Origin of the sequence: Bdellovibrio bacteriovorus (genome assembly GCF_001592745.1) — a bacterium.
Lineage (GTDB): Bacteria > Bdellovibrionota > Bdellovibrionia > Bdellovibrionales > Bdellovibrionaceae > Bdellovibrio > Bdellovibrio bacteriovorus_B.
Genome location: NZ_LUKD01000001.1, coordinates 1,701,915 through 1,726,527 on the forward strand (window position 1 = coordinate 1,701,915; position 24,613 = coordinate 1,726,527).

At 44.7% G+C, this 24,613-nt stretch carries 23 protein-coding genes; 15 read left to right on the plus strand and 8 right to left on the minus strand.

Going from position 1 to position 24,613, the window contains the following annotated elements; genetic code table 11:
• Positions 1-47: 47 nt before the first annotated feature.
• From AZI87_RS08225 to AZI87_RS08235, 3 genes are all read right to left on the minus strand, one after another.
• Entirely contained in the window at positions 48-569 is a 522-nt protein-coding gene (locus tag AZI87_RS08225) for a hypothetical protein (RefSeq protein ID WP_063206084.1), read from the minus strand.
• Between the two features lie 82 nt (positions 570-651).
• Positions 652-2,151, minus strand: a complete 1,500-nt coding sequence (locus tag AZI87_RS08230; protein ID WP_063206085.1) for a class I adenylate-forming enzyme family protein — start codon at positions 2,149-2,151, stop codon at positions 652-654.
• Positions 2,151-3,155 (minus strand): ketoacyl-ACP synthase III, encoded by a 1,005-nt coding sequence (locus tag AZI87_RS08235; protein ID WP_063206086.1) that lies wholly within the window; start codon positions 3,153-3,155, stop codon positions 2,151-2,153. Before AZI87_RS08235 ends, AZI87_RS08230 begins: the two co-directional genes overlap by 1 nt.
• A 145-nt stretch (positions 3,156-3,300) precedes the next feature.
• Between AZI87_RS08235 and fabG the strand changes: the two genes are divergently transcribed.
• The 10 genes from fabG to AZI87_RS08285 all read left to right on the plus strand — a co-directional run bounded on the left by fabG (position 3,301) and on the right by AZI87_RS08285 (position 11,910).
• Positions 3,301-4,050, plus strand: a complete 750-nt coding sequence (gene fabG, locus AZI87_RS08240; RefSeq protein ID WP_063206087.1) for a 3-oxoacyl-ACP reductase FabG — start codon at positions 3,301-3,303, stop codon at positions 4,048-4,050.
• A gap of 48 nt (positions 4,051-4,098) precedes the next feature.
• Positions 4,099-5,100: an alpha/beta hydrolase gene (locus tag AZI87_RS08245; RefSeq protein WP_063206088.1), complete on the plus strand. Its 1,002-nt coding sequence runs from the start codon at positions 4,099-4,101 to the stop codon at positions 5,098-5,100.
• The gene (locus AZI87_RS08250) at positions 5,097-5,882 is read left to right on the plus strand and encodes an alpha/beta fold hydrolase (protein WP_063206089.1); all 786 of its coding nucleotides are present in this window, start codon (positions 5,097-5,099) and stop codon (positions 5,880-5,882) included. Before AZI87_RS08245 ends, AZI87_RS08250 begins: the two co-directional genes overlap by 4 nt.
• 136 nt (positions 5,883-6,018) lie before the next feature.
• Positions 6,019-6,555, plus strand: coding sequence for a c-type cytochrome (locus AZI87_RS08255; RefSeq protein WP_063206090.1), 537 nt, complete (start codon positions 6,019-6,021; stop codon positions 6,553-6,555).
• A 50-nt stretch (positions 6,556-6,605) separates the two neighbouring features.
• Positions 6,606-7,445, plus strand: a complete 840-nt coding sequence (locus AZI87_RS08260; protein WP_253696559.1) for an SCO family protein — start codon at positions 6,606-6,608, stop codon at positions 7,443-7,445.
• A 6-nt stretch (positions 7,446-7,451) separates the two neighbouring features.
• Positions 7,452-8,408, plus strand: a complete 957-nt coding sequence (gene coxB, locus AZI87_RS08265) for a cytochrome c oxidase subunit II (protein WP_063206092.1) — start codon at positions 7,452-7,454, stop codon at positions 8,406-8,408.
• An 11-nt stretch (positions 8,409-8,419) separates the two neighbouring features.
• On the plus strand, positions 8,420-10,030 hold the full coding sequence (gene ctaD, locus AZI87_RS08270) for a cytochrome c oxidase subunit I (protein WP_063206093.1): 1,611 nt from the start codon (positions 8,420-8,422) through the stop codon (positions 10,028-10,030).
• Positions 10,017-10,685: a cytochrome c oxidase subunit 3 family protein gene (locus tag AZI87_RS08275; protein WP_063206094.1), complete on the plus strand. Its 669-nt coding sequence runs from the start codon at positions 10,017-10,019 to the stop codon at positions 10,683-10,685. The genes ctaD and AZI87_RS08275 overlap by 14 nt, the downstream gene beginning before the upstream one ends.
• Positions 10,686-10,691: 6 nt before the next feature.
• Positions 10,692-11,027 carry a cytochrome C oxidase subunit IV family protein gene (locus tag AZI87_RS08280; RefSeq protein ID WP_063206095.1) on the plus strand — a complete coding sequence of 112 codons (336 nt, stop codon included), beginning with the start codon at positions 10,692-10,694 and terminating at the stop codon, positions 11,025-11,027.
• A 4-nt stretch (positions 11,028-11,031) separates the two neighbouring features.
• Positions 11,032-11,910, plus strand: coding sequence for a protoheme IX farnesyltransferase (locus tag AZI87_RS08285; protein ID WP_063206096.1), 879 nt, complete (start codon positions 11,032-11,034; stop codon positions 11,908-11,910).
• 310 nt (positions 11,911-12,220) lie between these two features.
• On the opposite strand, the gene maiA is transcribed toward AZI87_RS08285, so the two are convergent.
• Positions 12,221-12,880, minus strand: coding sequence for a maleylacetoacetate isomerase (gene maiA, locus AZI87_RS08290; RefSeq protein WP_063206097.1), 660 nt, complete (start codon positions 12,878-12,880; stop codon positions 12,221-12,223).
• Between the two features lie 65 nt (positions 12,881-12,945).
• Here maiA and AZI87_RS08295 point away from each other — a divergent pair, with 65 nt between their 5' ends.
• Genes AZI87_RS08295 through AZI87_RS08305 form a run of 3 tightly spaced genes read left to right on the plus strand, consistent with a single transcriptional unit; the run spans position 12,946 to position 15,264 of the window.
• Positions 12,946-13,671, plus strand: coding sequence for a hypothetical protein (locus AZI87_RS08295; RefSeq protein ID WP_063206098.1), 726 nt, complete (start codon positions 12,946-12,948; stop codon positions 13,669-13,671).
• Positions 13,672-13,728: 57 nt separating this feature from the next.
• Positions 13,729-14,274, plus strand: a complete 546-nt coding sequence (locus AZI87_RS08300; RefSeq protein WP_063206099.1) for an outer membrane beta-barrel protein — start codon at positions 13,729-13,731, stop codon at positions 14,272-14,274.
• 9 nt (positions 14,275-14,283) lie between these two features.
• Entirely contained in the window at positions 14,284-15,264 is a 981-nt protein-coding gene (locus AZI87_RS08305; RefSeq protein WP_063206100.1) for a fumarylacetoacetate hydrolase family protein, read from the plus strand.
• Between the two features lie 8 nt (positions 15,265-15,272).
• Here the strand turns inward: AZI87_RS08305 and AZI87_RS08310 are convergent, their stop codons facing one another.
• Positions 15,273-15,854, minus strand: coding sequence for a superoxide dismutase family protein (locus tag AZI87_RS08310; protein WP_063206101.1), 582 nt, complete (start codon positions 15,852-15,854; stop codon positions 15,273-15,275).
• 61 nt (positions 15,855-15,915) lie between these two features.
• Entirely contained in the window at positions 15,916-16,038 is a 123-nt protein-coding gene (locus tag AZI87_RS18360) for a hypothetical protein (RefSeq protein ID WP_301335613.1), read from the minus strand.
• Positions 16,039-16,226: 188 nt separating this feature from the next.
• Here AZI87_RS18360 and AZI87_RS08315 point away from each other — a divergent pair, with 188 nt between their 5' ends.
• A complete protein-coding gene (locus AZI87_RS08315) occupies positions 16,227-21,677 on the plus strand; it encodes an alpha-2-macroglobulin family protein (protein WP_063206102.1) in 5,451 nt (1,816 codons plus the stop codon).
• Positions 21,674-23,695: a penicillin-binding protein 1C gene (pbpC, locus tag AZI87_RS08320; RefSeq protein ID WP_063206622.1), complete on the plus strand. Its 2,022-nt coding sequence runs from the start codon at positions 21,674-21,676 to the stop codon at positions 23,693-23,695. The genes AZI87_RS08315 and pbpC overlap by 4 nt, the downstream gene beginning before the upstream one ends.
• Before the next feature lies 1 nt (position 23,696).
• On the opposite strand, the gene AZI87_RS08325 is transcribed toward pbpC, so the two are convergent.
• Positions 23,697-24,104, minus strand: a complete 408-nt coding sequence (locus tag AZI87_RS08325) for an OsmC family protein (protein WP_063206103.1) — start codon at positions 24,102-24,104, stop codon at positions 23,697-23,699.
• A gap of 10 nt (positions 24,105-24,114) precedes the next feature.
• Entirely contained in the window at positions 24,115-24,612 is a 498-nt protein-coding gene (locus tag AZI87_RS08330; RefSeq protein WP_063206104.1) for a response regulator, read from the minus strand.
• Position 24,613 lies beyond the last annotated feature (1 nt).

Below are 24,613 nucleotides of genomic sequence, written 5' to 3' on the forward strand. Positions count from 1 at the left end.
CTAAGAACAAAAAAGGAGGCTTTTCAGCCTCCTTCTAAAGTCGAGTCTTATTCAAAGAACTCTGCCATGGCATTGTCGTCGCGGAAGTATGTTTTGAAGTCCTTACTGACGAAAGAGCTTTCAACGATGCGGCCTTCCGTACAGTCTTGGTACTTGTCTTCGCTTTCATCTTCATAGTCGAAGTCACAAGAAGCCGTGTCCCAGGCTTTTTCAGAATATGTGATTTTGTAGCCAATAAGATTTGAAGACTTAAAGATCGCAACCACTTCGTCTAAACGCGTGTCACCTTCGGATTGATAGTCGCCTTCAAGAATAGTGTCCGCCCAGATGTTGGATTGGTGAATCATGATCTTATTCAAAAGATTCAGATCCTGCTTCGTCAACAAGCCAGATGATTTTCCGTTTGAGTAAACAACCGTGTGGTAAAAAGGTTTTTCGCAAACATCGTCGCAAGCCTGGTTGTATTGTTCCATCGTATCGTAGAAATCGCGGCCACCAACGAAGTACTCGTCAGCTTGAGCAGTCAAAGAAAGAGTCGCGATAACCAGGAAGCCTAAAAACTTCTTCATATATCCTCCGAGATGGCCGAATATAAACGCCATCAGGTCGAAAAGTGCAATGCAAAATTGGAATGATATTATCAACGGAAAGCTAGTTGGGAGCCAATTCCATCAATTTGCGCTTCAAAATCTTGCCGCTATCGCCCTTAGGTAAGGACGGTAAAAACACAAAATGCTTAGGGATTTTGAATTTTGCCAGATTTCGAACGCAGTGTTGGTGCAGCTCATCCGCGGTCAGTCTTTCTTGGTCTGCCACTATAAAAGCTTTACCCACCTCGCCCCATTTTTCGTCAGGAACGCCAATGACGGCCGCTTCCAATACCGAAGGATGAGTGCGAAGAATTTGTTCAATCTCCGGAGGATATACGTTTTCTCCACCCGAGATGAACATGTCTTTTTTGCGTCCGACGACGTAGTAATAGCCTTCAGAATCCCGGCGTACAAGATCGCCGGTGTAAAGCCAGCCCTCTTTGATGGCTTCATTGGTGGCTTTTTCATTGTGCCAATATCCCTGCATGCACATTGGTCCACGCAGAATCAGTTCGCCGACCTCATTGTCTTTAAGCTCTTTTCCTTCCATATCGACTACTTTGGCTTCGATATAAAAGTTGGGAAATCCAATAGAGCCGATTTTTCTAAGTGCATCTTCTTCATTTAAAGAAAATACGTTCGGGCCAAACTCCGTCAATCCGTAACCCTGACGAACTGGAATCCCTTTTTTGTCCCAAACGCGAATCAATTCGATCGGCATCGGTTCGCCGCCCACGATGGCATAGCGAATGTTAGAAAGATCCACTTTATTAAAAAGTTCTGAGCGCGCCATCATATCCATGGTCGTTGGTACGCCGAAAAGCAAAGTCGCTTTTTCTTGGGCACTCAAGTGAAGAATCTGGTCCGCATCAAACTTTTTCAGGAAAACCACTTTGGCACCGCGATGGATGAACGGTGTTGTTAGAACGTTCCAGCCTCCCGTGTGGAAGAAGGGGAGGAAGATCACCGTGCAATCATTTTGCGAAATATTCAAACGCAGTGTCGTGTTGATCGAGTTCCAGAAAATCATCTTGTAAGTCAAGATAGCGCCTTTGGGGGAACCCGTTGTGCCCGAGGTGTACATTATCATCACGGGATCATTTTCCTGTGACGTGAAAGAGTATTCTTCGGCGGAACTGCTAGATTCTAAAAAGCTTGCGAAGCTGTTGTCGCCTTGAAGCTTCAAAAGCTCAGGTTTTAAGGAAGAAGGCAGATTTTCAACGATGTCTCGATAAGCCTCTTGAAACAGAACTAACTTTGGAGAGGAATCGGAAATAATGTGATCCACCTCACGTTGAGTAAGACGGAAGTTTACCGGCACCATGATGGCGCCCAGGCGCTGCAAGGCAAAGAAAAGAAAAACGTATTCCAGTTCATTGGTGGCAAGGACCGCCACGCGATCCCCTTTACGAATGCCAAACTGGTTGTGTAGATAATGGGCTCCGCGATTGGCCAAATCAAAAAGCTTGGCGTAAGAAAATTCACGTCCCGTATCGCCATCTTTGATAGCGATATTGTGAGGCGAATAAAGTTTCCAGCGTTTCAGCCAATCCAGTTCCATTATGTGTCGTATCCCCATTCAAGTGCGAGGGCGGCCATGCTCATACCACCGCCAGAGCCCAACATAAAGACCATATCACCTTTTTTCATCTTCTTTTGGCGGGCGGCATCGGCCAAAGCCATTCCAATAGAGGCAGAGCCCGTATAGCCGAAGCGATCCATTACGTAATGGGCGCGTTCACGAGAAAGGTTTAACTTATCCATCGTTTCGTAAATGCTCTGAACGTTAAACTGAGTGATGAAGAAATGCTTGATGTCTTCAGGCTTCATGCGCTGACGGTCTAAAAGCATGTTCGTCAAACGCGGCCAGTGAATGCCGTTTGTTTCTGGTGGAATGCGTTTCGGGAAAGCCAATAGATGGCCTTTGTTTTCGACCACTTCATGAGTTACAGGTTGTGCCGTACCTCCGGCGTAAATTCCCATGTAGTCGTGATATTGTCCGTCGGTGTACATTTGACTATCGATAAAACCGCGCGTGTCTTTCGCAGGTTGAATGACAACGGCGCCGGCACCATCCGCAAACAACGAAGCGATTTTGTAGTCGTCAAAGTTCAAATACTTACTCATGCCGTAAGCACCAACGACCAGAACGTTTTTATATTTTTCGTCAGCGGCAATGTATTTTGAAGCAATATCACAGCCCACAACAAAACCCGCACACGCCGTATTGATGTCGTAAGTTCCTGCATTCACTGCACCCATGCGATAAGCGACAACCGAAGCGGTAGAAGGAGAAAGGTAGTCCGGAGTGTCTGTAGATACGATGATAAGATCTAAATCTTTCGCGGTAATACCCGCATTTTTCATCGCCTCTTCCGCCGCGGGAATAATAAGATCTGATGTGCGCTGATCTTTTTCCATCCAGCGACGTTCGCGAATATTACGGCTTTCGCTTAAGAAAGTGCCGATATCTTTTTTATACAAATCATTAAAGTACTGATTTGTAATCACACGCTCAGGCGCGTACATCCCTGTTCCTACAATTGTCGCTGTTCTTTTGCTCATTGTTTTTCCTTTGCGAATTGGCTTAACTACAAACCATTTTATCGATTTGGCAAGAAAAGAAATTTAGTGCATTTGCTCTATTCACAGAGCGAAAAAGTGCGATTTTCTTTGACGGGATGGGGGCTTATTGGGTTAAGCCCATTGAATGACAAATATTAATTTTGATTTCAAAAATAAAAATGCAATCGTTACTGGCGGCGCTGCAGGTATCGGTTTTCAAATCACACAAAAATTCCTAGAAGCTGGCGGCAACGTTTCTATCTGGGATTATTCTGAACAGGCTTTGCAGACGGCAAAAACTGAATTCGCCAAATACGGAGCGCAAGTTCACGTCGCACAAGTCGATGTGACGAATCGTGAATCAGTTGCAAAAGCGGCGTCTTCATTGCCATGGGCTGTGGATATCCTTGTGAATAACGCTGGTATCACACGCGATAAGTCTTTTGCGAAAATGGGACCTGAAGATTGGGATGCAGTTATCAGCACAAACCTAACAGGTCTTTTCAACGTTACAAAAACGTTATTAGAAAAATTCAACGCAAGCTCTAACCACAAGCGCATCATCAATATCTCCTCCGTAGTTGGACTTTACGGAAACTTTGGTCAAACGAATTACGCTGCCGCAAAAGCAGGTGTGATCGGTATGACGAAAACTTGGGGTAAAGAGTTAGGTCGTAAAGGCTTTACATCGAATGCCATCGCACCAGGCTTCATTATGACGGCTATGACGAAAGCAATGCCGAAAGAAGTGCTTGAAGGTATGGCGGCCAAAGTTCCTGTGACTCGCTTGGGTGAAACTGAAGATATTGCAAACGCGTGTTTGTTCTTGGCAAGTGAACAAGCGAGCTATATTAACGGCACGGTCTTGAGTGTTGATGGTGGAATTGTATTGTAAGTAATTAGGCCCTTTTTTGATCTGGCTTGAAACTGTTCTGGGGGAATTATGAAATCAGTTTTGTTAGCGGTTTTTGTAGTGGTCTCTGCTTTGTTTGTTTCGATGGAGTCTGTGGCTCAGTCGAAAGCTTATAAAGGTTTTGTGGCGCTTTCGGCGACGAAGGAACTTTATGTTGATTATGTTCCTGCGGAAGCAAAACAGCCGACAGTTATTTTGATCAATGGTCTTACTTACAGCACTCGTCAATGGGATAACTTCACTGACAATCTTGTTGCGAAGGGTGTTGGTGTTCTTCGTTACGATCCAATCGGTCAAGGTCAGACTCTTTTAAAGTATGCGCCGATCCTTGCACCAATTCCCTATCAAGATCAGATCGTGGATCTTAAGGCTCTTTTAGAGAAAATGAAAATTAAAGGCCCTTATAATTTAGTTGGGCTGTCTTACGGTGGCGGCATTGCCGCAGGCTTTGCCGCTGCTTATCCATCACTTGTGAAGAACTTGGTGCTCATGGCGCCCTTCACTCGTCCCCTGGATGGAACAGACAACTGGATTAAGGCGCAGATCTGGGCGACTCGTCAGATTTTCCCGTTCAATAAAATGTCGGATGATGATTTGTATGATTACTATCTTCATCAGATCGTCTATGCCACGTATCCGCAGGCAGAACCGATTGTCCTGGAAAATCCATTTAAGCTCGAAGCAACTTATCGCCTCGTACAAGGAATTCGTAAGGCTCGTCCGATTGATTTCACTCACACAATTCCAAATCGTGCTTTGCATTTGATGATTGCTCGTCAAGATCAGTACATCAATACAAGTGTGCTAGATGAGTACTGGGATGCCGTTCCTGAAGAAGCTCGTGCCAGCCGTCTTTATATCAACGGTTCTGAACACAAGATGGTGGAGGCTGTTCCTTACTTCACGGCAGCTTGGGTTTACGAGATCGTCACTGGCAATAAACGTCTTTATAAAGGTGATGACTTTGAAGGTTATCCTTTCCGTGGCGAAGTTCGTGCGGGACAGGAAAATATCAAAGTAGGTCGCGAATGATTCACGTTGAGGTAAAACCCGGATTAGTTCCTGAAAATGTTTTCTTCATCCATGGTAATCTTGCTTCAAATCGCTGGTGGTTGCCTTCCGAAGAAATTTGGAAGAAAGAAGCTCAAGGTAAGAACTATCAAGGTTCATTGATCTATGCCGAGTTTCGCGGTTGTGGCGGTAGCACGCCTCCAAAAAGCTCTGATGAAGTGAACATGCATCTTTTTGCAGAAGACTTCATTGAAGTCGTTCGCTCGCTAAAAAAAGGACCGGTTCACTTGGTGGGTCATTCAACAGGCGGGTTGATTGCTTCCTTGATGATGGCTAAAGCGCCAGAACTTTTCGGAAAAGCGATTTTGCTGGACTCCGTGGGTGCTCAAGGTGTGACGTTCGACACTTCCATGATCACTGCTTTTGAACAAATGAAGCAGGATAAAAATCTAACGGGCGTGGTTCTAGGATCTACGATTCATAATAATAATCCTGAATCGAAATTCTTTAAGGATGTCTTGGTAGAAGATGCTTTTCACGCGGTGAAAACCGTCGGTCATTGGGTTCTTCAAGCCCTAGATGGATTAGATATTCGCGAAGAAATTCAAAAAATTAAGAATGAAGTGCTCGTTCTTCACGGTGAGCACGACAAGCTTTTACCGATGTCGGAATCTGAGGCCCTGGCTTCTTTGTTTTCGCGAGGAAAATTTCAAGTTATCGAAGGTTTGGGCCACTGTCCCAACATCGAATCCCCTGAAAAGTTTGTGAGCATCACCCGCAACTTTTTGTTTCAGCCTCTTTGATGCCTAGTGTCGCATCATTAGAACCTCGACTGGGTCGGCTTAATTAGTTGCCGACCTTAGTCTTTTAAGATACTTAGAACAATACATTACAATATTGTGACAAAACTATTTTGCGTCTCCTAGGGAGTGCCCACCTATGTCTGAAAATAGAGATGAGTATAATCGTGCCGGTTTGCTTGCGTTCGCCTTTTCAATGGCGTTTTGCTTCGCTTTCTTCTTCTACCTAGTTGCTATCAACAAAGGTGTCGATTTGGCTGAGAACGTAATCGATCCTAATGCTCCAGCAGCAGAAGGCGCGGCTCCAGTCTTTGATATCACTAAAGTTAAAGAACCTTGGGTTTCTTCTCCTGAGCTTGTGGCTTACGGCCAAAAAGTATTCATGACGAACTGTGCAATGTGCCACGGTAACGAAGGTAAAGGTGACGGTGCCGCAGGTGCGGGCTTGAATCCTAAACCTCGTAACCTTGTTGAAGGTAAATGGACTCAAGGTGAAGGCGCTATCGCTCACTTCAAAGTACTTACTGTCGGTATCAAAGGAACTTCCATGGCTGCTTACGCTCACTTCAAGCCAGCAGATCGTTGGGCTCTAGTTCACTACATCGATTCTATCACTCAAAATAAATCTAAAGACGATCCTGCTAAAGTTGCTGAGTTCGCAAAAACTGCACAGTAATTAAAGGTTTATAAATGCTAACGAACGCGCGTGTTTTTAAAATGAAAACAATGGGAATGCTGCTCTCTGCAAGCGTTCTCGTTTTGTTTTCAACGGCACGTGCTTACGATGGCAAGCCGGCTCCGAAGGTTGCAAGTGAAGCGCCGAAAGAGTTGGAGGGCGTTGGTATCGACGAGAAACTCGGTGGCAAGATTGACCTGTCTTTAAAGGTTAAAGACGACAACGGTCAGGAAGTCACTTTAGGTTCTTTCTTTGATGGCAAACACCCGGTGATTATTTCTCCGGTTTATTTTTCTTGTCCCGGTCTTTGTAACTTTCATTTAAATGGTCTTACGGATGCATTGAAATTGATGGATAAGAATTGGACGGTGGGGAAGAAGTACAAAATTCTTTCTATGAGTTTTGACTCAAAAGAAACTCCCGACTTGGCCGCGAAGAAAAAAGAGACTTACATCAAGCTTTATGAGCGTCCTGAAGCGGCATCGGGCTGGCACTTTGTGACGGCAGATGAGTCTGCGGTTCAGGCAATCACTCAGTCTTTAGGTTTTAAATTTAAATGGGATGAGACAGCGAAAGAATGGGCACATGCTTCTGCGGCCGTGATTATCACGCCTGACGGAACAATCTCTCGCTATCTGCCGGGGATTATGTTCAATCCTCAAGATATCAAGTTGGCTTTGAATGAAGCGACCGAAGGTAAAATCGGAAGCATCGTCGACAACTTAGTGCTCTATTGTTTTAAGTATGACCCACATCAGAGCAAGTACACTTTGGCGGCTTTCAATCTTATGAAAGTCGGCGGGGCCGTGATGGTTCTGGTGATGGTATTATGGTTATTGCCGTTTTATATTCGTTCTCGCAGATCGAAGAACAATGCGGCGGGGAGATAAAGGTACATGATGTGGTTTAATATTGCGAAGGCCCAATCCTTCATGCCAACGCAGGGGACCGAGATTGCAAAGCAGGTGGACAATCTGTACGGTTTCTTGCTGATTACAAGTTTCATCGCCTGCGTTCTTGTTATCGGTGGGATGATTTATTTCGTTTGGAAATACAGACGTAAAACTCCTAACGATAAAACAGCCTATATCTCTCACAATACTTTCTTGGAGTTCTTGTGGTCATTCATTCCACTTGTGATCTTCTTGGCAGTGTTTGTTTGGGGTTGGTACATCTACCACAACATGCGCGCGATGCCGAAAAATGCGTTAGAAATTAACGTATTAGGTAAGCAATGGGCCTGGGAAGTTGAATACAAAAACGGTTATAAAACCGTGAATGAAGTCGTTGTACCTATCGGTCAAGACGTCAAAATCCTTCTAACTTCTAGCGATGTGATCCACTCTTTCTTCGTACCTTCTTTCCGTATTAAACAAGATGCGGTTCCAGGTCGTTATACAGCTTTGTGGTTCCGCGCTGAAAAATTGGGTGACTTCCACATCTTCTGTACTGAGTACTGCGGTACTTCTCACTCTGCCATGATCGGTAAGCTGAAAGTTGTTTCTCGTGAAGATTTCGATCGTTACTTGGAACAAGGGCAGGAAGAAAGAAATCTTCCACTTGCTAAAAAAGGTGAAAAACTTTTTGCCGTTAAAGCTTGTGCCTCTTGCCACTCTGTAGATTCTGCAGCGGTTAAAGTCGGTCCTTCTTTGTTCCAAAAATTTGGTCACGAAGAAGAGATGGATAACGGTGAAAAGCTTAAGTTCGACGAAAACTATATTCGCGAATCTATCTTAGAGCCGAACAAGCACATCGTTAAAGGTTTCCCTAAAGGTGTTATGCCTACCTTCCAGGGTCAGTTGAATGAAAATGAACTCAGCGCACTTGTTGAGTACATCAAGGAATTGAAATAAGGAGCGCACCTATGGCTACAAAATCAGCTCATCACGGTGACAACTACATTAATTTTGAAAAAGGCCTATGGTCTTGGTTAACGACTGTTGACCATAAACGCATCGGTCTTATGTACATGATCTCTGTTATGTTCTTCTTCTTCGTGGGCGGGGTTATGGCCTTGCTTCTTCGTTTGGAACTTTTTGCTCCAAACGCGACAGCGAACGTAGGACAAGTTTTGAAAAACGGAGACGTTTATAACCAAGTCCTTACTTATCACGGCGCGATCATGGTCTTCATGGTTATCGTTCCTGGTATCCCGGCGATCTTGGGTAACTTCTTCTTGCCTCTTCACTTGGGTGCAAAGGACGTGGCTTTCCCGAAAATCAACTTGGCAAGCTGGTACTGCTTCATGGCGGGTGCGGCTTTGGCTGTTTTGACTTTCTTCTTTAATAAAATCGACACTGGTTGGACGTTCTATACTCCATACTCAATCAGAACTGGCACTGCGACAGTGATGATGGTTTTGGGTGCGTTCATCATGGGTATGTCTTCAGTTCTTACGGGTTTGAACTTCATCGTGACAGTGCACAAACTAAGAGCTCCTGGCATGACAATGCACAGAATGCCATTGTTTGTATGGGCTCTTTACTCAACAGCGATCCTGCAAATGTTGGCAACTCCAGTACTTGCGATCACTTTGTTGTTGTTGGCAGCAGAAAAACTATTCGGTGTGGGTATCTTTGATCCGGCACTAGGTGGTGACCCGGTCTTGTTCCAACACTTCTTCTGGTTCTATTCGCATCCAGCGGTTTACATCATGATCATCCCAGCGATGGGTGTTGTGTCTGAATTGATCACAACGTTCTCTCGCAAAGTGATCTTCGGTTATACGGCGATTGCTTACTCTTCACTAGGTATCGCAGCGGTGTCCTTCTTCGTTTGGGGTCACCACATGTTCGTATCTGGTCAGTCTGAAACTGCGGGTATCATCTTCTCATTCTTAACGATGCTGGTTGGGGTTCCAACGGCGATCAAGATGTTCAACTGGGTTGCGACACTTTACAAAGGTTCCATCTCTTTTGATTCTCCGATGTTGTTCGCATTGGGCTTCTTGTTCTTGTTCGCTATCGGTGGTGTGACAGGTATCATGCTTGCCACTCTTCCAATCGACGTTCACTTCCACGATACTTACTTCGTAGTGGCACATTTCCACTACGTGATGGTGGGTGGTACTTTGATGGCGTTGATGGGTGGTTTCTACTACTGGTTCCCAAAAATGTTCGGAAAGATGTTCAACGAAAACTTGGCTCGCCTTTCTTTCGTATTCATCTTCATCGGTTTCAACGTGACGTTCTTCCCTCAATTCATCTTGGGCGCGATGGGTATGCCACGTCGTTATTTCGATTACATTCCAGCGTATGAAACTTTAAACAAAGTTTCTACAGTAGGGTCTTGGTTGATCCTGACTGGTTTCTTGTTCGGTCTATACGCGATCGTTCAAGGTATCAGAAAAGGTCCAAAAGCTTCTATGAATCCTTGGAACTCAAAAACTTTGGAATGGCAGACGTCGTCTCCTCCTCCACACGATAACTTTGCAGTTGAACCAATTGTAACAGCGGGGCCTTATGAGTACAGATAGCACTACACACGGCGGAGTCCGTTCAGCTCACGTATCTCACCACTTTAAAACAGCGGAACAAGAATACGATAGCGGTAAGCAAGGTATTTGGTTGTTCATGGTAACTGAGATCCTGATGTTCGGAGCGATCTTGGTTGGTTACGCGATTTTCCACAATATCTATCCTGAGATGTTCGCCGAAGGTGCGAAAACTTTGGACTGGAGAATGGGATTCGTTAATACGCTGGTTCTGATCTTCTCTTCTTTCACAATGGCGATCTCGATCTCTTACGTGCAAAGAAATGAACAGAAGAAGGCGGCGATTGCTTTAGCAACGACGATCCTTTGCGGTGCGATCTTCATGTGTATCAAGTACTTCGAATACAGCCATAAGTTCCACTTGGGCCTTTACCCAGGCCGTTTCCTGGATGTAGCGAAAGTCGGTGCAGAACACGCAAACCTTGGTATGTACTTCGGTTTCTACTACTGCATGACAGGTCTTCACGGTCTTCACGTGTTGATCGGTATGGGCTTGATCGCTTGGTTGTTGATTCGTACGATTCGCGGCGATTTCCACTCTCAATACTGGATCCCAGTAGAAGGTGTTGGAATCTTCTGGCACATCGTCGACTTGATCTGGATCTTCTTGTTCCCTCTTCTATATTTGGTGGGGTAATTAAAAATGGCTAGCAACACTCAAAACGATCCAAATGTTTTGCATCCACACATCACGCCGATGTCCACTTACCTTAAAGTGGGCGGCGCTTTGTTTGGTTTGACTTTCTTGACCGTGATCGCGCATCAATTCAACGCTCAGCTTGGTGCTTTCGCAGCTTTCGTTGCGTTTGCTATCGCGGCGGTGAAAGCGGCTCTGGTTTTGTTGTACTTCATGCACTTGAAAGACGACACAAACATGAATCGCGCTATTTTCGCGTCTGGTTTCTTCTTCCTAGTAGTTCTTCTCCTCTTCAGCGTTGTTGATATCGCAACACGTGTGACTGAGGTAAGTCCTCTATAAGATCGTGCTAAGAACATTCGCCGATCTTACCAAATTTGGCATAGTCGTCTTCTCGGTTCTTGCGGGATTAGCCGGCTATGCCACTGGTTTTCAAATCGAACAAACATTTAGCTGGAAAGAGTTCTTAGAAACTCTGTTGAGTATTTACTTCCTGGCTTCCGGATCTTTGGCTTTAAACCAAGTTCAAGAATGGAAACTGGATCAAAAGATGCCTCGCACATCCAAGCGTCCGATTGCGGCTGGAAAAATCAAACCAGCAGCAGCCGGAATTTTGGCTGTCAGTTTCTTAGTTGTTGGTTTGAATTTCTTGTTCACCCTTGAGCCTGTTGCAGGCTGGGTGGGCTTGGTTTGTGTATTCTTATACAATGTCGCATATACCATGTACTGGAAGCGCCGCTGGGTTTATGCCGCAGTTCCAGGAGCCATTCCCGGGGCATTGCCGGTGACGATCGGTTACGCTGTTGCCAATCCCGACATCTTCAACCCTGAATCACTGTATCTGTTCCTAATCATGTTCTTGTGGCAGATGCCGCACTTCTGGGTTCTAGCGATTAAGTTCAAAGACGATTATGCCGCTGGGGGAGTCCCGACTTTACCTGTGGCGCTAGGGATGGAACGCACTCTTTTCCAAATTGGCCTTTATACTTTCGTGTATGTGGGTGTAGCTTTGGCGGCACCGATGTTCGTGCATGCAAGTTGGATGTTCGTTCTTCTGACGTTCCCGTTCTGTTTTAAAGTTCTTCAAGAATTCTATCGCTACTATAAATCAAACGGCACAGAGCGCTGGTTGGCGTTTTTCATGTGGCTGAATGTTTCGATGCTGGTCTTCATCGTAATTCCGGTAATCGATAAATGGAACTTTTTGTTCATCCATTCCAACTAAAAGGGTGCCTTCGCTAGAGGGCCTCATCCGTGACTTCTTCGCCGTTGGATTTTAAGTCCCGACCTTGGTTCTTTTAGTCAGTTGTACCGTTGGAACGCTTCAAATAGAGACACCTATAAAGACTTAAGCTTCACGATAATAGTTAGCAAGAGCAGAACTACTATCAAAAAAGCTTTAGTTACTTTTAAGATCTTCCGAATAGTACGTAAGGTTTTGTTACGCATATCGGACTCCTTTGAAAGGTAACGGACAAAGGAGTCTAAAAAAGAGGATCTAGCGAAGACGAGATCCTCTTTTGCATTTTTGGAACCTATTTATTTTTGAATTCGTCAGGTGTGTCGATTTGTTTGAAAGGGTGAGCCTTTTCAAACGCAGGAAGTTTCTTGCAGTTTTCGTTGATCTTCATCAGTGTTGGGTACTTTGTGATGTCGACCTTAAAGCGTTGGCAAGTAAGTAGCTGTGGCACTAGGAACAAATCCGCCATGGTGATCGTGTCGCCGAAACTGTAAGTACCAGAAAATTCCTGCAAAGTTTTTTCTAAAGTTTCGAGTCCTTGGGGAAGCCAGAATCCGGCCCACTCTTCTTTTCTGGCTTGGTCATAGCCATGAGTTTTTTCTAGATAATTCAAAGTCTTTAAGTTGCACATAGGGTGCATGAAAGAATTGATCACTTCGCAGACTTGGCGAACGCGCGCCTTTAGGTACGCATCTTTTGGGAACAGTGCGGGTTCGGGAAATACTTCGTCTAGATACTCCATGATCGCAAAAGACTCAGGGATGTTTTTTCCACCATGAACCAAAGTCGGTAGACCACCCAGCGGATTGATCTTTAAATACGCTTCGGATCTTTGTTCCGCCTTCAAAAGATTGATCGGCTTGTATTCAAAATTCAGGCCTTTCACATTCAAAGCCAGACGAACACGGTAAGAGGTGGAACTTCGAAAGTAGTTGTAAAGTGTCATTGAGGACATATACTTACTCCTAGTGAGATGGCTTATTTCATTCCCGATTTTTAGATCAGTCAAAGGACTTTTCGGTGCCTAATAGATTTATCTTTTCACTGCGTTTTTCCACAAAAGTTTTCTTAAAATTATTCATGCTGGCCGTGGCCATGATCGTTTTTATGACTTTATTCCGCATGAATTTGTATTTCCTCTCTGTCTTTCATGCGACGGCAGAGGTGCCTTTTACGGAAGTTCTTCAATCTTTCGTTGCGGGTTTAAGATTTGATCTTTTGATCTTTGGTTTTTTATTTATTCCACTTTATTTCCTCTTGTTAATTCAAGCCGTAACAGAGAAATGGCCACGTGGAATGTTCGTCTTTTACAAAAGCTATTTTACGGTCATTTGGTTTTTGATCTGCGTAATGAGCTTCATTGATTTCTTTTACTTTGCTCGCCATGGACGCCGCATGCGTTTTGAAGAATACATGTCTTGGCATCCGCAAGTCTTTATCGAGCAAGCGCAAGGACTTCAACCGAATCAAACTTGGATCTTCATCGTAATTACGATTTTGTTATTTAGCTTAGGCTATATGCTGATTAAAAGTCTTAAGTTTGGTGAGTGGAAGGATGAGTATTCTCCGCAAAGAGGTTCGACTTTAGAGGCATCTCTACGTATCTTGCTTCCACTAATCCTTATCGTTTTGGCCGCTCGAGGGACGGTGGAGCCTCATCATTTAGCTTTGGAGCACAGCGAAGTGTCCTCGAATACGGCTATAAATGAGATGGCGCTGAATGCTGTGTGGTGTTTTGATAAATAAATAAAGTTGTGGGAGGATTTTCCCACTTCGCAAAGAAGATTTTAGGAGGATTTTAGGATGAAAAAGTTAGCTCTTTCATTGATGACAGTTGTGGGATTGATGTCCTCTTCAGCGTTGGCCGACATCGATTACGGATTAGAAGTAGGTATTCGCAGCCAATCTGGCGATGTGGATTCAGGAGCGTCTACAAGCTCACAGATGGGATTCCAATTCGGAGCAACAGCGCACTTTCCGATTTCAGGTCCTTTGCACTTAAGAACGGGTCTGCTTTACACACAAAGACCTTTGACGGTCGACGGTCCTCCAGAAAATAAAGTGACGATGAACTACTTAGATATCCCCGTCGCTCTTATGTACAAATTTGAAGAGTACGCAGGTGTGTTTGCCGGTGTTTCTTTGGGTATGAACTTGGATAAGAATGCTGACATTGGAAATGTGACTGGAGTTAAGTCTCCGCTGATTCCTCTTTTGATTGGCGCAAGCTTCAAGTTTGCTCCTGATTTTGGAATTGCATTGTATTATGAATCAGCAAGTGGCGAAGTGGCTGATGGTTTGAAAGACTATCGTGCTGTTGGTGCAAACTTGCAGATCACTTTTGACTAAGGATAAATCGTGAAACTGGGTTCTTTAAAATCAGCGCTAAGTAAAGATGGTGAATTGTGTGTTGTCAGCCGTGACTTAAAAACGGCGGTCAAAGCGACACACATTGCTCCGAATTTGCGAGAAGCGCTGGAGTCGTGGAAAGACAAAGAAGCTTCTTTGCAGAAGCTTTATACGGATTTGAATGAAGGGAAAGCCGCGAATGCTTTTCCTGTAAAGGAAAGCGATTTCCATTCAGCGCTTCCACGCACATGGCTTTTTGCTGACGGCTCTGCTTTTATCTATCACATCAAACTCGTTCGCATGGCCCGTAAAGCGGCTTTGCCTGAAACACTGGAAACAGTTCCTTTGATGTATCAAGGGGAGTGTGGGCAGTTCCTAGCGCCGACCGAAGATATTCCGCAGCGTGATTTCGCTCACGGAACTGACTTTGAAGGCGAAGTGGGTGTGGTTACAGATTTTGTTCCAATGGGCGTCACTCCCGATGAGGCTTTAAAGTACATCCGTTTGTTTGTTTTGATTAACGACGTTTCTTTACGCGGTTTGATTCCTGAAGAGCTCGCAGGCGGATTTGGTTTCTTCCAAAGTAAGCCTGCTTCAGCGCTTTCTCCGTTTGCAGTGACCGCGGATGAGTTGGGTGAAGCCTATAAAGGCGGTCGCGTTCATTTGCCGTTGAATGTGACTTACAATGGTCAGTTTTTCGGAAAAGCGAATGCAGGTGCCATGCACTTCCATTTCGGTCAGTTGATTGCGCACGCCGCGAAGACACGCAATTTGGCGGCGGGAACTGTGATTGGTAGTGGAACTGTTTCAAACGATGATCACGCCAGTGGTTCAAGCTGTTTGGCTGAAAAGCGCATGATTGAACAAATTGAAAACGGCGCCATTAAGACGCCGTTTATGAAAGCAGGCGACACCATTGAAATGCAGATGTCGGATGCTCAAGGTCAAAGTATCTTTGGAAAGATTTCTCAAAAGGTGAAGGCTGTTTAAGCCTTCACTTATTTTACAGCCTCAATAACTCCACATGCGATGCGTGGACCTGAGTTTCCAGCGGGTTGAGATTTCAAATCATCTTTGTCTTTGTGAATGATGACAGATTTCCCAATGATGCTGTTAGGCCCTGGCTTTAATGTCAGTCCTTCTACCGTCATAGTCACATTGGCTTTACCTTTGTTGTTCGCCATCAAATTTCCTAAATCGCCTGCGTGACGATGCTTAGAATCTGCAGCGCCGTGATGCGCCTGAGTCGGATTAAAGTGGCCGCCAGCTGAAGAGAAATCACCTTTAGAACAATCACCTACTTCGTGAATATGAAATCCATGAGGGCCGGGCTTTAAACCTTCCGCCATCGTTTCGATTTTCAGGTTTCCATCTTCGGTAAAATGAATAATCCCTTTTACTTTTGAGTCGTGAGAAGCCTTGAGGACAGCTTGGGCTCTTGTTGGAGCCAAGACCGCGGCGTCTTGAGACGACGTTTGTTCTGAGGTCTTGGAAGTTGTTGAATCTGAAGTCTTTTTTTGAAACAAGCTACAGCCGGCAAATATCAAAGCAACGGGTGCTACGAGTAATATTTTTTTCATCGAGGTTCTCCTTTGCAAAGTTCTACAGGAGCATTTTTACCTGCGCAGATTAAAATGTCATTTATCTATTGGCGAAGTAAGTCAGAAGTCCGACAAAAGTGAAAGTCGTAAGGTAAATGAAAAGAACCACGCGTCCCACGCGAATTTTATTAGCTAGAAGGGCTCTTGTTGCGAGTGTGGTCATAAAGACCTCCCTTAATACGTTAATTATCTCACAAGCATAAAAGCCGTCTCCAATAGATATTTGCTAATGCAGGCATAGATAAAACCTCTAGGTGTTTCAATACGAGAGTCTAGGTCCGATATAACCGAGGGCATCATCGAGTGACAGTGCTTAGTCCACCCAAGGAAGCTTAGACGATAGGAGTTTTTATGTTCTTCCTGATTCTGACTTCACTCATTTCGTCTTCTTATGCTCAAGAAAAAATTCAGATCAAAACCGTGACCCCCCAAGGTTTTGTAAAGTCTGTTGATCAGGTACGAATAGAATTCAAGCAACCTATGGTGCGCTTTGGAGAAATCAAACTTGATGCTCCCGCCCGCAGCGAATGCTTTAAGGATGGTCAGGGCCGATGGATCGATACCAAAAACTGGGTTTTCGATTTTAAAAAACCTCTTCCAGGTGGAAGCGCGTGTGCAATCGAAGTGGCAGGACAAAGTTTTCAGTTCAATACCGGCGGTCCTCACGTGACAGAAATTTTTCCGCGCGTGTATCGGAATATCGATCCTGAGCAAAATTTCGTCGTGGTGTTAGATGCGCCTGTGAAAAAAGAAAGCGTTTCTTCCGGAGCGTACTTCGTTGTTGAAGGCCTGGGGGATCGCATTCCTGCTGAGATCGTTTCTGAAAGTGAAGCAAAAAAAATTAAAGCTTCTGCAGAAGACGAATACAAATATGAAAAAGACAGCTTTAAAGGTGAATTCATCGTGGTAAAGGCCCCACGCAGTTTTCCAGCTGGAGCAAAAGTCAGCTTTATCTGGGGTAAAGGTATTCAGTCACTGGCGGGATATTCGTCACCTGAAGAAGAGACATTTGAATTTACTGTGTCGGAGGCTTTTAAAGCTCAATTTTCTTGTGAAAGAGAAGCCCCAGGGAAACCATGTATTCCTCTTTTGGGTATGAGCGTGACATTCAACGCTTCGATTGCGGTGGCAGATGCTAAAAGAATTTATATTGAGACTAAAGAAAAGAAGAAAATATTCGCATCGAGTCTTGAAGGTACCGCAGAAAAAGAGCGCGTAGGATATTTAAATTTCAAAGGTCCGTTCCCACAAAACTCTCAATTTCAATTAGTGATTCCTGCGGATATCAAAGATGAAGATGGAAGATCGCTGACCAATAAGTCGCAGTTCCCTTTGACGATAAAAACTGGGGAAGATCCTTCGCTATTAAAATTTGCTTCCGATTTTGGAGTTATTGAAGCAGAACAAGCGATGTTGCCAGTGACGTTACGTCGGGTTGAAAAAAGTCTTCAGACAAAATTTTTAGGGTGGACAGGGCAGCTATCTGCACTCCAGTTCAAAGAGGTGATTGCAAACCTTAATAAAATTCAAAAGGAGCCCACGGGCGAAACCTCATTGGTTCTAGCAGGTAAAGCCGCCGTCGAAAAAGTCCAAGTTCAGAAACCTCTGAAGGCCTCTGACATGGAAGTTGTCGGGATCCCGCTGAAGAAAAAAGGCTTTTATGTCGTTGAAATGCAAAGTGCCCTTTTAGGCCAAAGCCTTTTGGACAAAAAGGCCCCGTTCTTCGTAAGAACGGCAGCCTTGGTAACTAATCTAGCGACACATATTAAACATTCAGGGGATGAGGCCTGGGTGTGGGTCACAGAGCTTAAAAATACTCAAGTTGTGCCTCAGACCACAGTGCGAATATTCGATATTTACGGTAATGTCGTGGCTGAAAGTAAAACAGATTCGAAGGGGCTTGCTTACTTTAAATTTAAAAAATCTTTTCCGACCAATCCGAAATACGATTCTTACTATAACGACGGTTTTTTTGCGGTCGCTGAAAAAGGCGATGACTTTTCTTTCACGCATTCATCTTGGGATCGAGGTATTGAGTCTTGGCGTTTTCAGCTTGGATATAACAGTTCTTCATCACCTTTGATCGCCCATGCCATCTTGGATCGCACCTTGTTTAAACCCGAAGAAACACTGTCCTCGAAAATCGTTATTAGAAAACCAAATCAGTCCGGTTTATCAATGCCGATGGAAAAAGAGTGGCCAACGACTTTGGTTCTTTCACATGATTCAGGTCTGCAATCTTTCAAGGTTCCTTTGAAATGGAATAAAAAGAATGGGACCGCCTTGGTAAAATGGAGCATTCCTGCGGCGGTAAAAATGGGCCGTTGGACAATGATAGCAGAAAAAGAGACACCGTTAATCTCAATGTCTGTAGGTGAATTTTCTGTCGAGAGTTTTCGCGTGCCACTCTTACAGGTTCGTCTATCAAGCTCGCAGCCAAATTATGTTTTAGAATCACAGGTCCCTGTTCAGGTCAGTGGAACTTATTTTTCCGGTGGTCCCGCTGCGGGTCTTCCCATGAAGATGCGTTGGAGTGTTGAGCCCGACACCTTCTTGCCGGAAGATGATGACTTCCAAGATTTTTCTTTCGCCAATGGCTCGGTTAAAGAAGGTCTTTTCCGTAGTGGAGAAGATGAAGGTGCACGGCATATTCCGCAAAGTGGCGTCATTGATTTTAAACTCAATCCGCAAGGAAGCACTGAAGTCCATGTTAAAAATTTGAAATATGGAGGCGGACCTCAACGCCTTCGTACTGAAGTGGAGTTTAAGGACCCCAACGGCGAAATTCAGACGGCCATTCGTTCTTTCGGGATGTGGCCATCGTCAGTGATTCTGGGGATTAAAGCGAAGTCGTGGTGGGCGACCCCGAATCTCGTAGAGTTCGATGTTGTTGCATTGGATTTACAGCAAAGACCATTAAAAAAGCAGAAAGTTCAAGTCGACCTTTACACAAGCCAATACTATTCACATCGAAAGCGCTTGGTGGGTGGATTTTACGCTTATGAAGATTTTAGAGAATTTAAAAAGATTGGCGAACTTTGTCGTGGTGAAACAAATGACAAAGGCATTTATAGCTGTGCAGGTAAAACCAAAGTTACGGGCTCGGTTTTAGCCGTTGTATCGACCAAAGATGCCAATGGCAAAGAAGCGCTGGCAAATGTAAATCAATGGATCGTGGCTCCAGGTGAAACTCAATGGTTTGGCTCAAACGACAACGATCGTGCAGATCTGATTCCGTTTAAAAAGACTTACGAGCCTGGTGAAACGGCTGAGTTTCAGTTGCGAACTCCATTCCCGACGGCGAAGGTTCTGGTGACCGTAGAACGTGACTCAGTTCTTTACTCTGAGATTGTGGAGGTTAAAGGAGAAAACCCAGTGATTCGTCTTCCTATAAAAAAGGATTACGCACCCAATGTGGTGGTTTCTGCTTTTGCCATTCGTGGACGTTTGAATGATCCCAAACCCACGGCGCTAGTTGATTTAGGAAAGCCGGCGTTCAAGTTAGGGATGACTAATATCAAAGTAGGCTGGAAGGATTATTCTTTAAAAGTCGATGTTACTACGGATCGCAAATCCTATAAGGCCCGCGATAAAGCCCAGGTGCGTGTCCAGGTAAAAGACGCCAATGGAAAACCTGCAGCGCAAGGCGAAGTGGCTTTAGTTGCCGTGGATGAAGGTCTGCTTGAACTTCGCGACAATAATTCTTGGGACTTATTGAAAGCGATGATGAAGATGCGTGCTCATACTTTGCAAACAGCCACATCTCAAACTTTTGTGATCGGCAAACGTCATTTCGGTTTGAAGGCATTACCTATCGGCGGTGACGGCGGCGGAGCTTTAAGACGAGAGCTCTTCGATACACTTCTTTATTGGAATCCGTCCCTCACTCTAAATGCTCAAGGTGAAGCGAAGGTGGAGGTTCCTCTTAATGATTCAACGACTAGCTTTAGGATCGTGGCTATCGCATTACAAGGCCAAGATCAATTTGGAACGGGCTTTACGTCAATTCAATCTTCTCAAGATCTTATCATCATGCCGGGCTTGTCGACAGTGGTCCGTGAAGGAGATCAATTCTTAGCGGGGTTCACAGTGAGAAATGCCTCGGCCCAAACTCAAGATTTGCAGTTAAGCTTAAAAGTTCTTCCGCTAACAGAGTCTTTTTCGTCTCAGAAATTGAAACTGGCGGCAGGTGAATCAAAAGAAGTGCAGTGGAAAATAAAAGTTCCTTCGATTGGAACTCTAGAGTACGTGATGACGGCACGGAATACTCAAGGTAAGGTTTTAGACGAAGTTAAAAAGATACAAAAAATTCTTAGTTTGCGTGAGCCAAGAATTTACCAAAGTGAGTGGGGTGCTTGGCCGGAATTTACAAAACTTTCCTTGAAGCAGCCTGCGGATGCGGAACTTGAAAAAAGTTCGATTGTCATCGAGACAAGCGCAACTCTGGGCGGTTCTTTCGAAGGTATTAAGGATTTCTGGAAAAACTATGACTATAATTGCTTAGAGCAGCAGATTTCTCGCGCGGTTTCGACCAACGACAAAAAACTGTGGTCGAAGTTATCTTCTCAACTGCCGACTTATCTATCAGCGGAAGGTCTTCTAAAATACTTCCCAACTTCGCACGCTCGCGGAAGTGTGATTCTGACATCATATGTATTAAACATCGCACACGAATCAGGATTCAGCTTGGGAGAAGAGACTGAAGGCCGCCTTTTAGATGCGTTGTCTGCCTATGCGGAAGGACGTCTGAAAGAGGATGAAGGTTTCAGCCGCAGTGATGAGACTTTGAAAAAGATTTCCGCTTTTGAATCTTTATCCCGTTATCGTCGATTGAATTTGGATCTTTTAACGAGCATTGATTATCAACCCAATCAATGGCCGCTTTATACTCTGGTCGAATGGTATCAGATTCACTTGTGGGAAAAAGACATTCCTCAACGAGATAAGAAAATTTCGGATTTAGAAAATCTTTTGCGCAGTCGTTTCAACTTTTCGGCGAAAAGGCTTCAATTGAAAGAAGAAAATCGTGAATCTATGTCTTGGTTGATGCGGGATTCAGAAAGCTCGATCCTGCGCTTGATTCTTGCCACTTTAACTTCCGAAAAATGGAAAAGTGATACCCCTCGCCTTTATCAAGGTGTTTTGGCCCGCCAAACCCATGGTGCTTGGATGTTAACCACAGACAACGCTTGGGGAAGTTTAGTCATGCGCAAAATTCAAGCGGCTTACTCAAAAGAAAAAGTTCAGGGGGTTTTCGAAGCAGAATTAGAAGGTAAGAAAACTTCTTATGATTGGAATAAAGGAAGTGCCGGCGTCTTGGTTCTTCCCTGGAATAAAAAAGAATCCGAGGTTCAGTGGCAGCAAAAAGGTGAGGGCAAGCCCTGGATTACGGTTTCTGCCAAAGTTTCCACCCCGGTCACGAAACCTCTTTTTGCAGGATTTAATGTGGAAAAAACTGTGACACCTGTGGAACAAAAGAAAAAAGGTGTATGGAGCGTCGGGGACGTAGCAAAGATCCAGCTCAAAGTAAAAGCCTCGGCACCTCAAACTTGGGTGGTTATTGAAGATCCCATCCCAGCAAGCAGCAGTCTTTTACAAAGTTCTTGGGCTACAGCCGTTGAAAGAAAAGAAGAGCTGGTTCGATTCTATCAAGCGTGGTTTAACGGTGAAGAGAACTTAGAATACACAATTCGTTTTAACCAGGCAGGCACGTATAAGCTTCCTGCAAGCCGAGTTGAAGCGATGTACAGTCCTGATATCTTTGCCGAGCTTCCAGAAAGCCAGTGGGTGGTTCAAGAGTGACGAAAAAGTTTTTAACCGCAGGGGCTCTTTCAACAGCTTTGCTCACTTTGGGAAGTGGAATCTATTTTTATAATTCTCTTCCCGTATTGCGTTCGTACGATCAGGTTAAAGCGCAATATCAAAGCTCGGATTTGTACATTCTTAGCCATGAGGGAAAACTTTTACATCAGTGGCGTAAAAACAAAGACAATCGAAGTTTTCAGTGGACTGCACTGGCCGATGTTTCGCCGGTTTTAACTTCCGAAATTTTGAAATCGGAAGACCGATTTTTCCATGAACACTCAGGGGTTTCATTCTCGTCACTGATGGCAAGTGTGTATCAAAGATTATTTAAGGGTTCTTCCCGCGGAGGAAGCACAATCACCATGCAGCTTTTAAAGCTGATCACTCCAGAGCGCGTGAAGTATTCGGGAATGACAGGCAAGCTTCGGCAAATAATAGCGGCCTACCAACTGGAACGATTCTGGTCCAAAAAAGAAATACTCGAAGCTTACCTTAATCTGATTCCTCTTCGCGGTGAATACCGGGGTGTCGCTGCGTCTTCGTGGTCTTTGTTCGACAAATCACCTACTGGATTGACTCTGAAAGAAGCGGTCGCGTTGGCCGTGTTAGTCCGGGCACCCAATGCCAGCGTGAAAGATTGGAAAAATCGCGCCTGCTGGCAAGAGCCCTCATTGTGTTCTGAGTTTCCCGGCTTTATTGCGGAGCTTTCGAAAAAAACTTTAGAGCCATCACAGCAAAATTTGGCTTTGCACTTAGCGCAAAGATTGAGTCCACGCTTTACTAGTGGCGAAGTTAAATCCACCGTCCACCTTGATGTTCAAACCTACACTCAAGAAATGGTCAAGTCGCAGATTCTGAATTTACAAGAACAGAACGTGAATGATGCCGCCGTTCTGGTGATCGAAAATGCCACCGGTAATGTTTGGGCTTACGTAGGTGGAAGTGGCATTTCAGATAAGAGATATGTCGACGGTGTTCGTGCCTATCGTCAGGCAGGATCTACATTGAAACCTTTCCTTTATGCCACGGCCTTTGAAAATAATATTTTAACGCCCCATTCATGGATCGAGGATTCAGCGGTCGACATCGTTTTTGAGAGAGGCATTTATAAACCGCAAAATCATGATAAGCAGTTCTATGGCTGGGTGCAGGTTAAAACAGCGTTGGCCTCTTCTTTAAATGTTCCTGCGGTGAAAGTTTTCAAACTTCTGAATGACGAAAGCTTTTGGACTCGTCTTCAATCTTTGGGGTTTAAAAATCTCAAAGAGCCTGAACACTATGGACCTGCGTTGGCATTAGGTGTCGCCGACGTGACACTTGAAGATCTGACGCAAGCTTACCGCACTTTGGCCAACAACGGCATATACACTGATTTGCGCTTTACCTCTAATGATCCCGAACCGGAAGCACGACAGGTTTTTAAAACAAAAACAGCTCAGGAAGTGTCTTTCATTCTGGCGCAGAATGAAAACCGCGCCTTGGGATTCGGATTAGATTCTGCGCTTTCAACTCAAGGGGCTTCGGTTAAGACGGGAACGAGTAAAGACATGCGAGACAATTGGTGCATCGGATTTAATTCTCGTTTCACGGTCGGTGTTTGGGTCGGAAACTTTTCAGGTGAACCCATGTGGAATGTGATGGGGGTTACCGGGGCCGCACCGATTTGGAAAAAAGTGATAGCGTTTTTAGAGACAAACTATCCGTCACCAAAAATTTCTGAAGGCTCTGCTTTGGCAAGCACTACGGTGATCGCACCTGAAAAATATCCTCAAGCTCGCATTGTATATCCTCAAGATGGGATGATTATGGCCTTGGACCCGGCAATTCCGATAGCTCATCAGAAAATGCCCTTATTGGCAGAGGGGCCACATCCCGAAAGATTGCAGTGGAGAATCAACGGCAAAAAGGTCGCTGGAAGTAAGTCAGTATTGTGGACGCCCGAAGCCGGACGTCACACTTTTGAACTTTATCAAAACCAGAAGCTTGCGCAAAAAGTGCAAGTTCTAGTGAAGTAAATTACATGTCGTAGTGGAATAAAATGGGAGTTTGCAGATCCGGGTGCAAGCTCAGCTTAACGGGGCAATTCAAAGCGATGTCTTCTAATTTCTTGCGATAATCGTGCGGAACACTTTGTGGAAGATGTAAAACAATGTGCAACTTGGCCACGCGACGAGGGTTCAAAGCCATTTCTTTTTCTACGGTGACGCGTGAACCTTTCAGCTCAACACCGTCTTTTTCTGCGGCAATCGCCATTACGGTGAGCATGCAAGATCCAGTCGCTGCGCCTAAAAGATCTGTTGGGGAGAAGAGTTCCCCTTTCCCATTATTATCTTTCGGGGCGTCTGTGCCGATGCGGGCTCCAGAAGGAACATGCGTCAGTTCACAATGTTTTTCGCCTTGATAATGGGCTTCCATTTTTACCATGTGGGGACTCCTAAGATGACATTTCTTCGATGATTTTTCTTAAGCGCATTTCGGATGATTTAGACATATCCGCATAAACTTTGCGCAAGTGATTTGATCGAACAGGATCGTTTTTAGAGGATTTCATTTCACGGCCGAATTTTAAAGCGGCACACACACTTTCAATCACTAATTTTCTTTTTGAATCTTTAGTGATGAAGTCAAAAGCTCCAAGAGAAAGAGCTTCAAGGGCGCGAGAGTGATCGCCGTGCGCAGTTAACACTACAAATGGAGTCATCTGACCTAATGAACGCACGTAAGCTAAAAACTTAAGCCCATTCATCTGGGGCATTTCGATATCAGAAAGAATAGTGTCGAACTCTTGAGTTTTCACGTGCTCAAGGGCGGCTGCGCCATTTTCAGCTTCGACGATTTCGTCTACAAACTCTTTAAGAAAGTGTTTTAATAACTCACGGATATCGGAGTCGTCTTCAACGATCAATAGACGGCTTTTTTCTTCAGTGCCCATG

What these genes read in the sequence shown, in the direction of transcription:
- AZI87_RS08225 (WP_063206084.1), bottom strand. Translation starts at nt 569, where the DNA reads ATGAAGAAGTTTTTAGGCTTCCTGGTTATCGCGACTCTTTCTTTGACT.
- AZI87_RS08230 (WP_063206085.1), bottom strand. Translation starts at nt 2,151, where the DNA reads ATGGAACTGGATTGGCTGAAACGCTGGAAACTTTATTCGCCTCACAAT.
- AZI87_RS08235 (WP_063206086.1), bottom strand. Translation starts at nt 3,155, where the DNA reads ATGAGCAAAAGAACAGCGACAATTGTAGGAACAGGGATGTACGCGCCT.
- fabG (WP_063206087.1), top strand. Translation starts at nt 3,301, where the DNA reads ATGACAAATATTAATTTTGATTTCAAAAATAAAAATGCAATCGTTACT.
- AZI87_RS08245 (WP_063206088.1), top strand. Translation starts at nt 4,099, where the DNA reads ATGAAATCAGTTTTGTTAGCGGTTTTTGTAGTGGTCTCTGCTTTGTTT.
- AZI87_RS08250 (WP_063206089.1), top strand. Translation starts at nt 5,097, where the DNA reads ATGATTCACGTTGAGGTAAAACCCGGATTAGTTCCTGAAAATGTTTTC.
- AZI87_RS08255 (WP_063206090.1), top strand. Translation starts at nt 6,019, where the DNA reads ATGTCTGAAAATAGAGATGAGTATAATCGTGCCGGTTTGCTTGCGTTC.
- AZI87_RS08260 (WP_253696559.1), top strand. Translation starts at nt 6,606, where the DNA reads ATGGGAATGCTGCTCTCTGCAAGCGTTCTCGTTTTGTTTTCAACGGCA.
- coxB (WP_063206092.1), top strand. Translation starts at nt 7,452, where the DNA reads ATGATGTGGTTTAATATTGCGAAGGCCCAATCCTTCATGCCAACGCAG.
- ctaD (WP_063206093.1), top strand. Translation starts at nt 8,420, where the DNA reads ATGGCTACAAAATCAGCTCATCACGGTGACAACTACATTAATTTTGAA.
- AZI87_RS08275 (WP_063206094.1), top strand. Translation starts at nt 10,017, where the DNA reads ATGAGTACAGATAGCACTACACACGGCGGAGTCCGTTCAGCTCACGTA.
- AZI87_RS08280 (WP_063206095.1), top strand. Translation starts at nt 10,692, where the DNA reads ATGGCTAGCAACACTCAAAACGATCCAAATGTTTTGCATCCACACATC.
- maiA (WP_063206097.1), bottom strand. Translation starts at nt 12,880, where the DNA reads ATGTCCTCAATGACACTTTACAACTACTTTCGAAGTTCCACCTCTTAC.
- AZI87_RS08300 (WP_063206099.1), top strand. Translation starts at nt 13,729, where the DNA reads ATGAAAAAGTTAGCTCTTTCATTGATGACAGTTGTGGGATTGATGTCC.
- AZI87_RS08310 (WP_063206101.1), bottom strand. Translation starts at nt 15,854, where the DNA reads ATGAAAAAAATATTACTCGTAGCACCCGTTGCTTTGATATTTGCCGGC.
- AZI87_RS18360 (WP_301335613.1), bottom strand. Translation starts at nt 16,038, where the DNA reads ATGACCACACTCGCAACAAGAGCCCTTCTAGCTAATAAAATTCGCGTG.
- AZI87_RS08315 (WP_063206102.1), top strand. Translation starts at nt 16,227, where the DNA reads ATGTTCTTCCTGATTCTGACTTCACTCATTTCGTCTTCTTATGCTCAA.
- AZI87_RS08325 (WP_063206103.1), bottom strand. Translation starts at nt 24,104, where the DNA reads ATGGTAAAAATGGAAGCCCATTATCAAGGCGAAAAACATTGTGAACTG.
- AZI87_RS08330 (WP_063206104.1), bottom strand. Translation starts at nt 24,612, where the DNA reads ATGGGCACTGAAGAAAAAAGCCGTCTATTGATCGTTGAAGACGACTCC.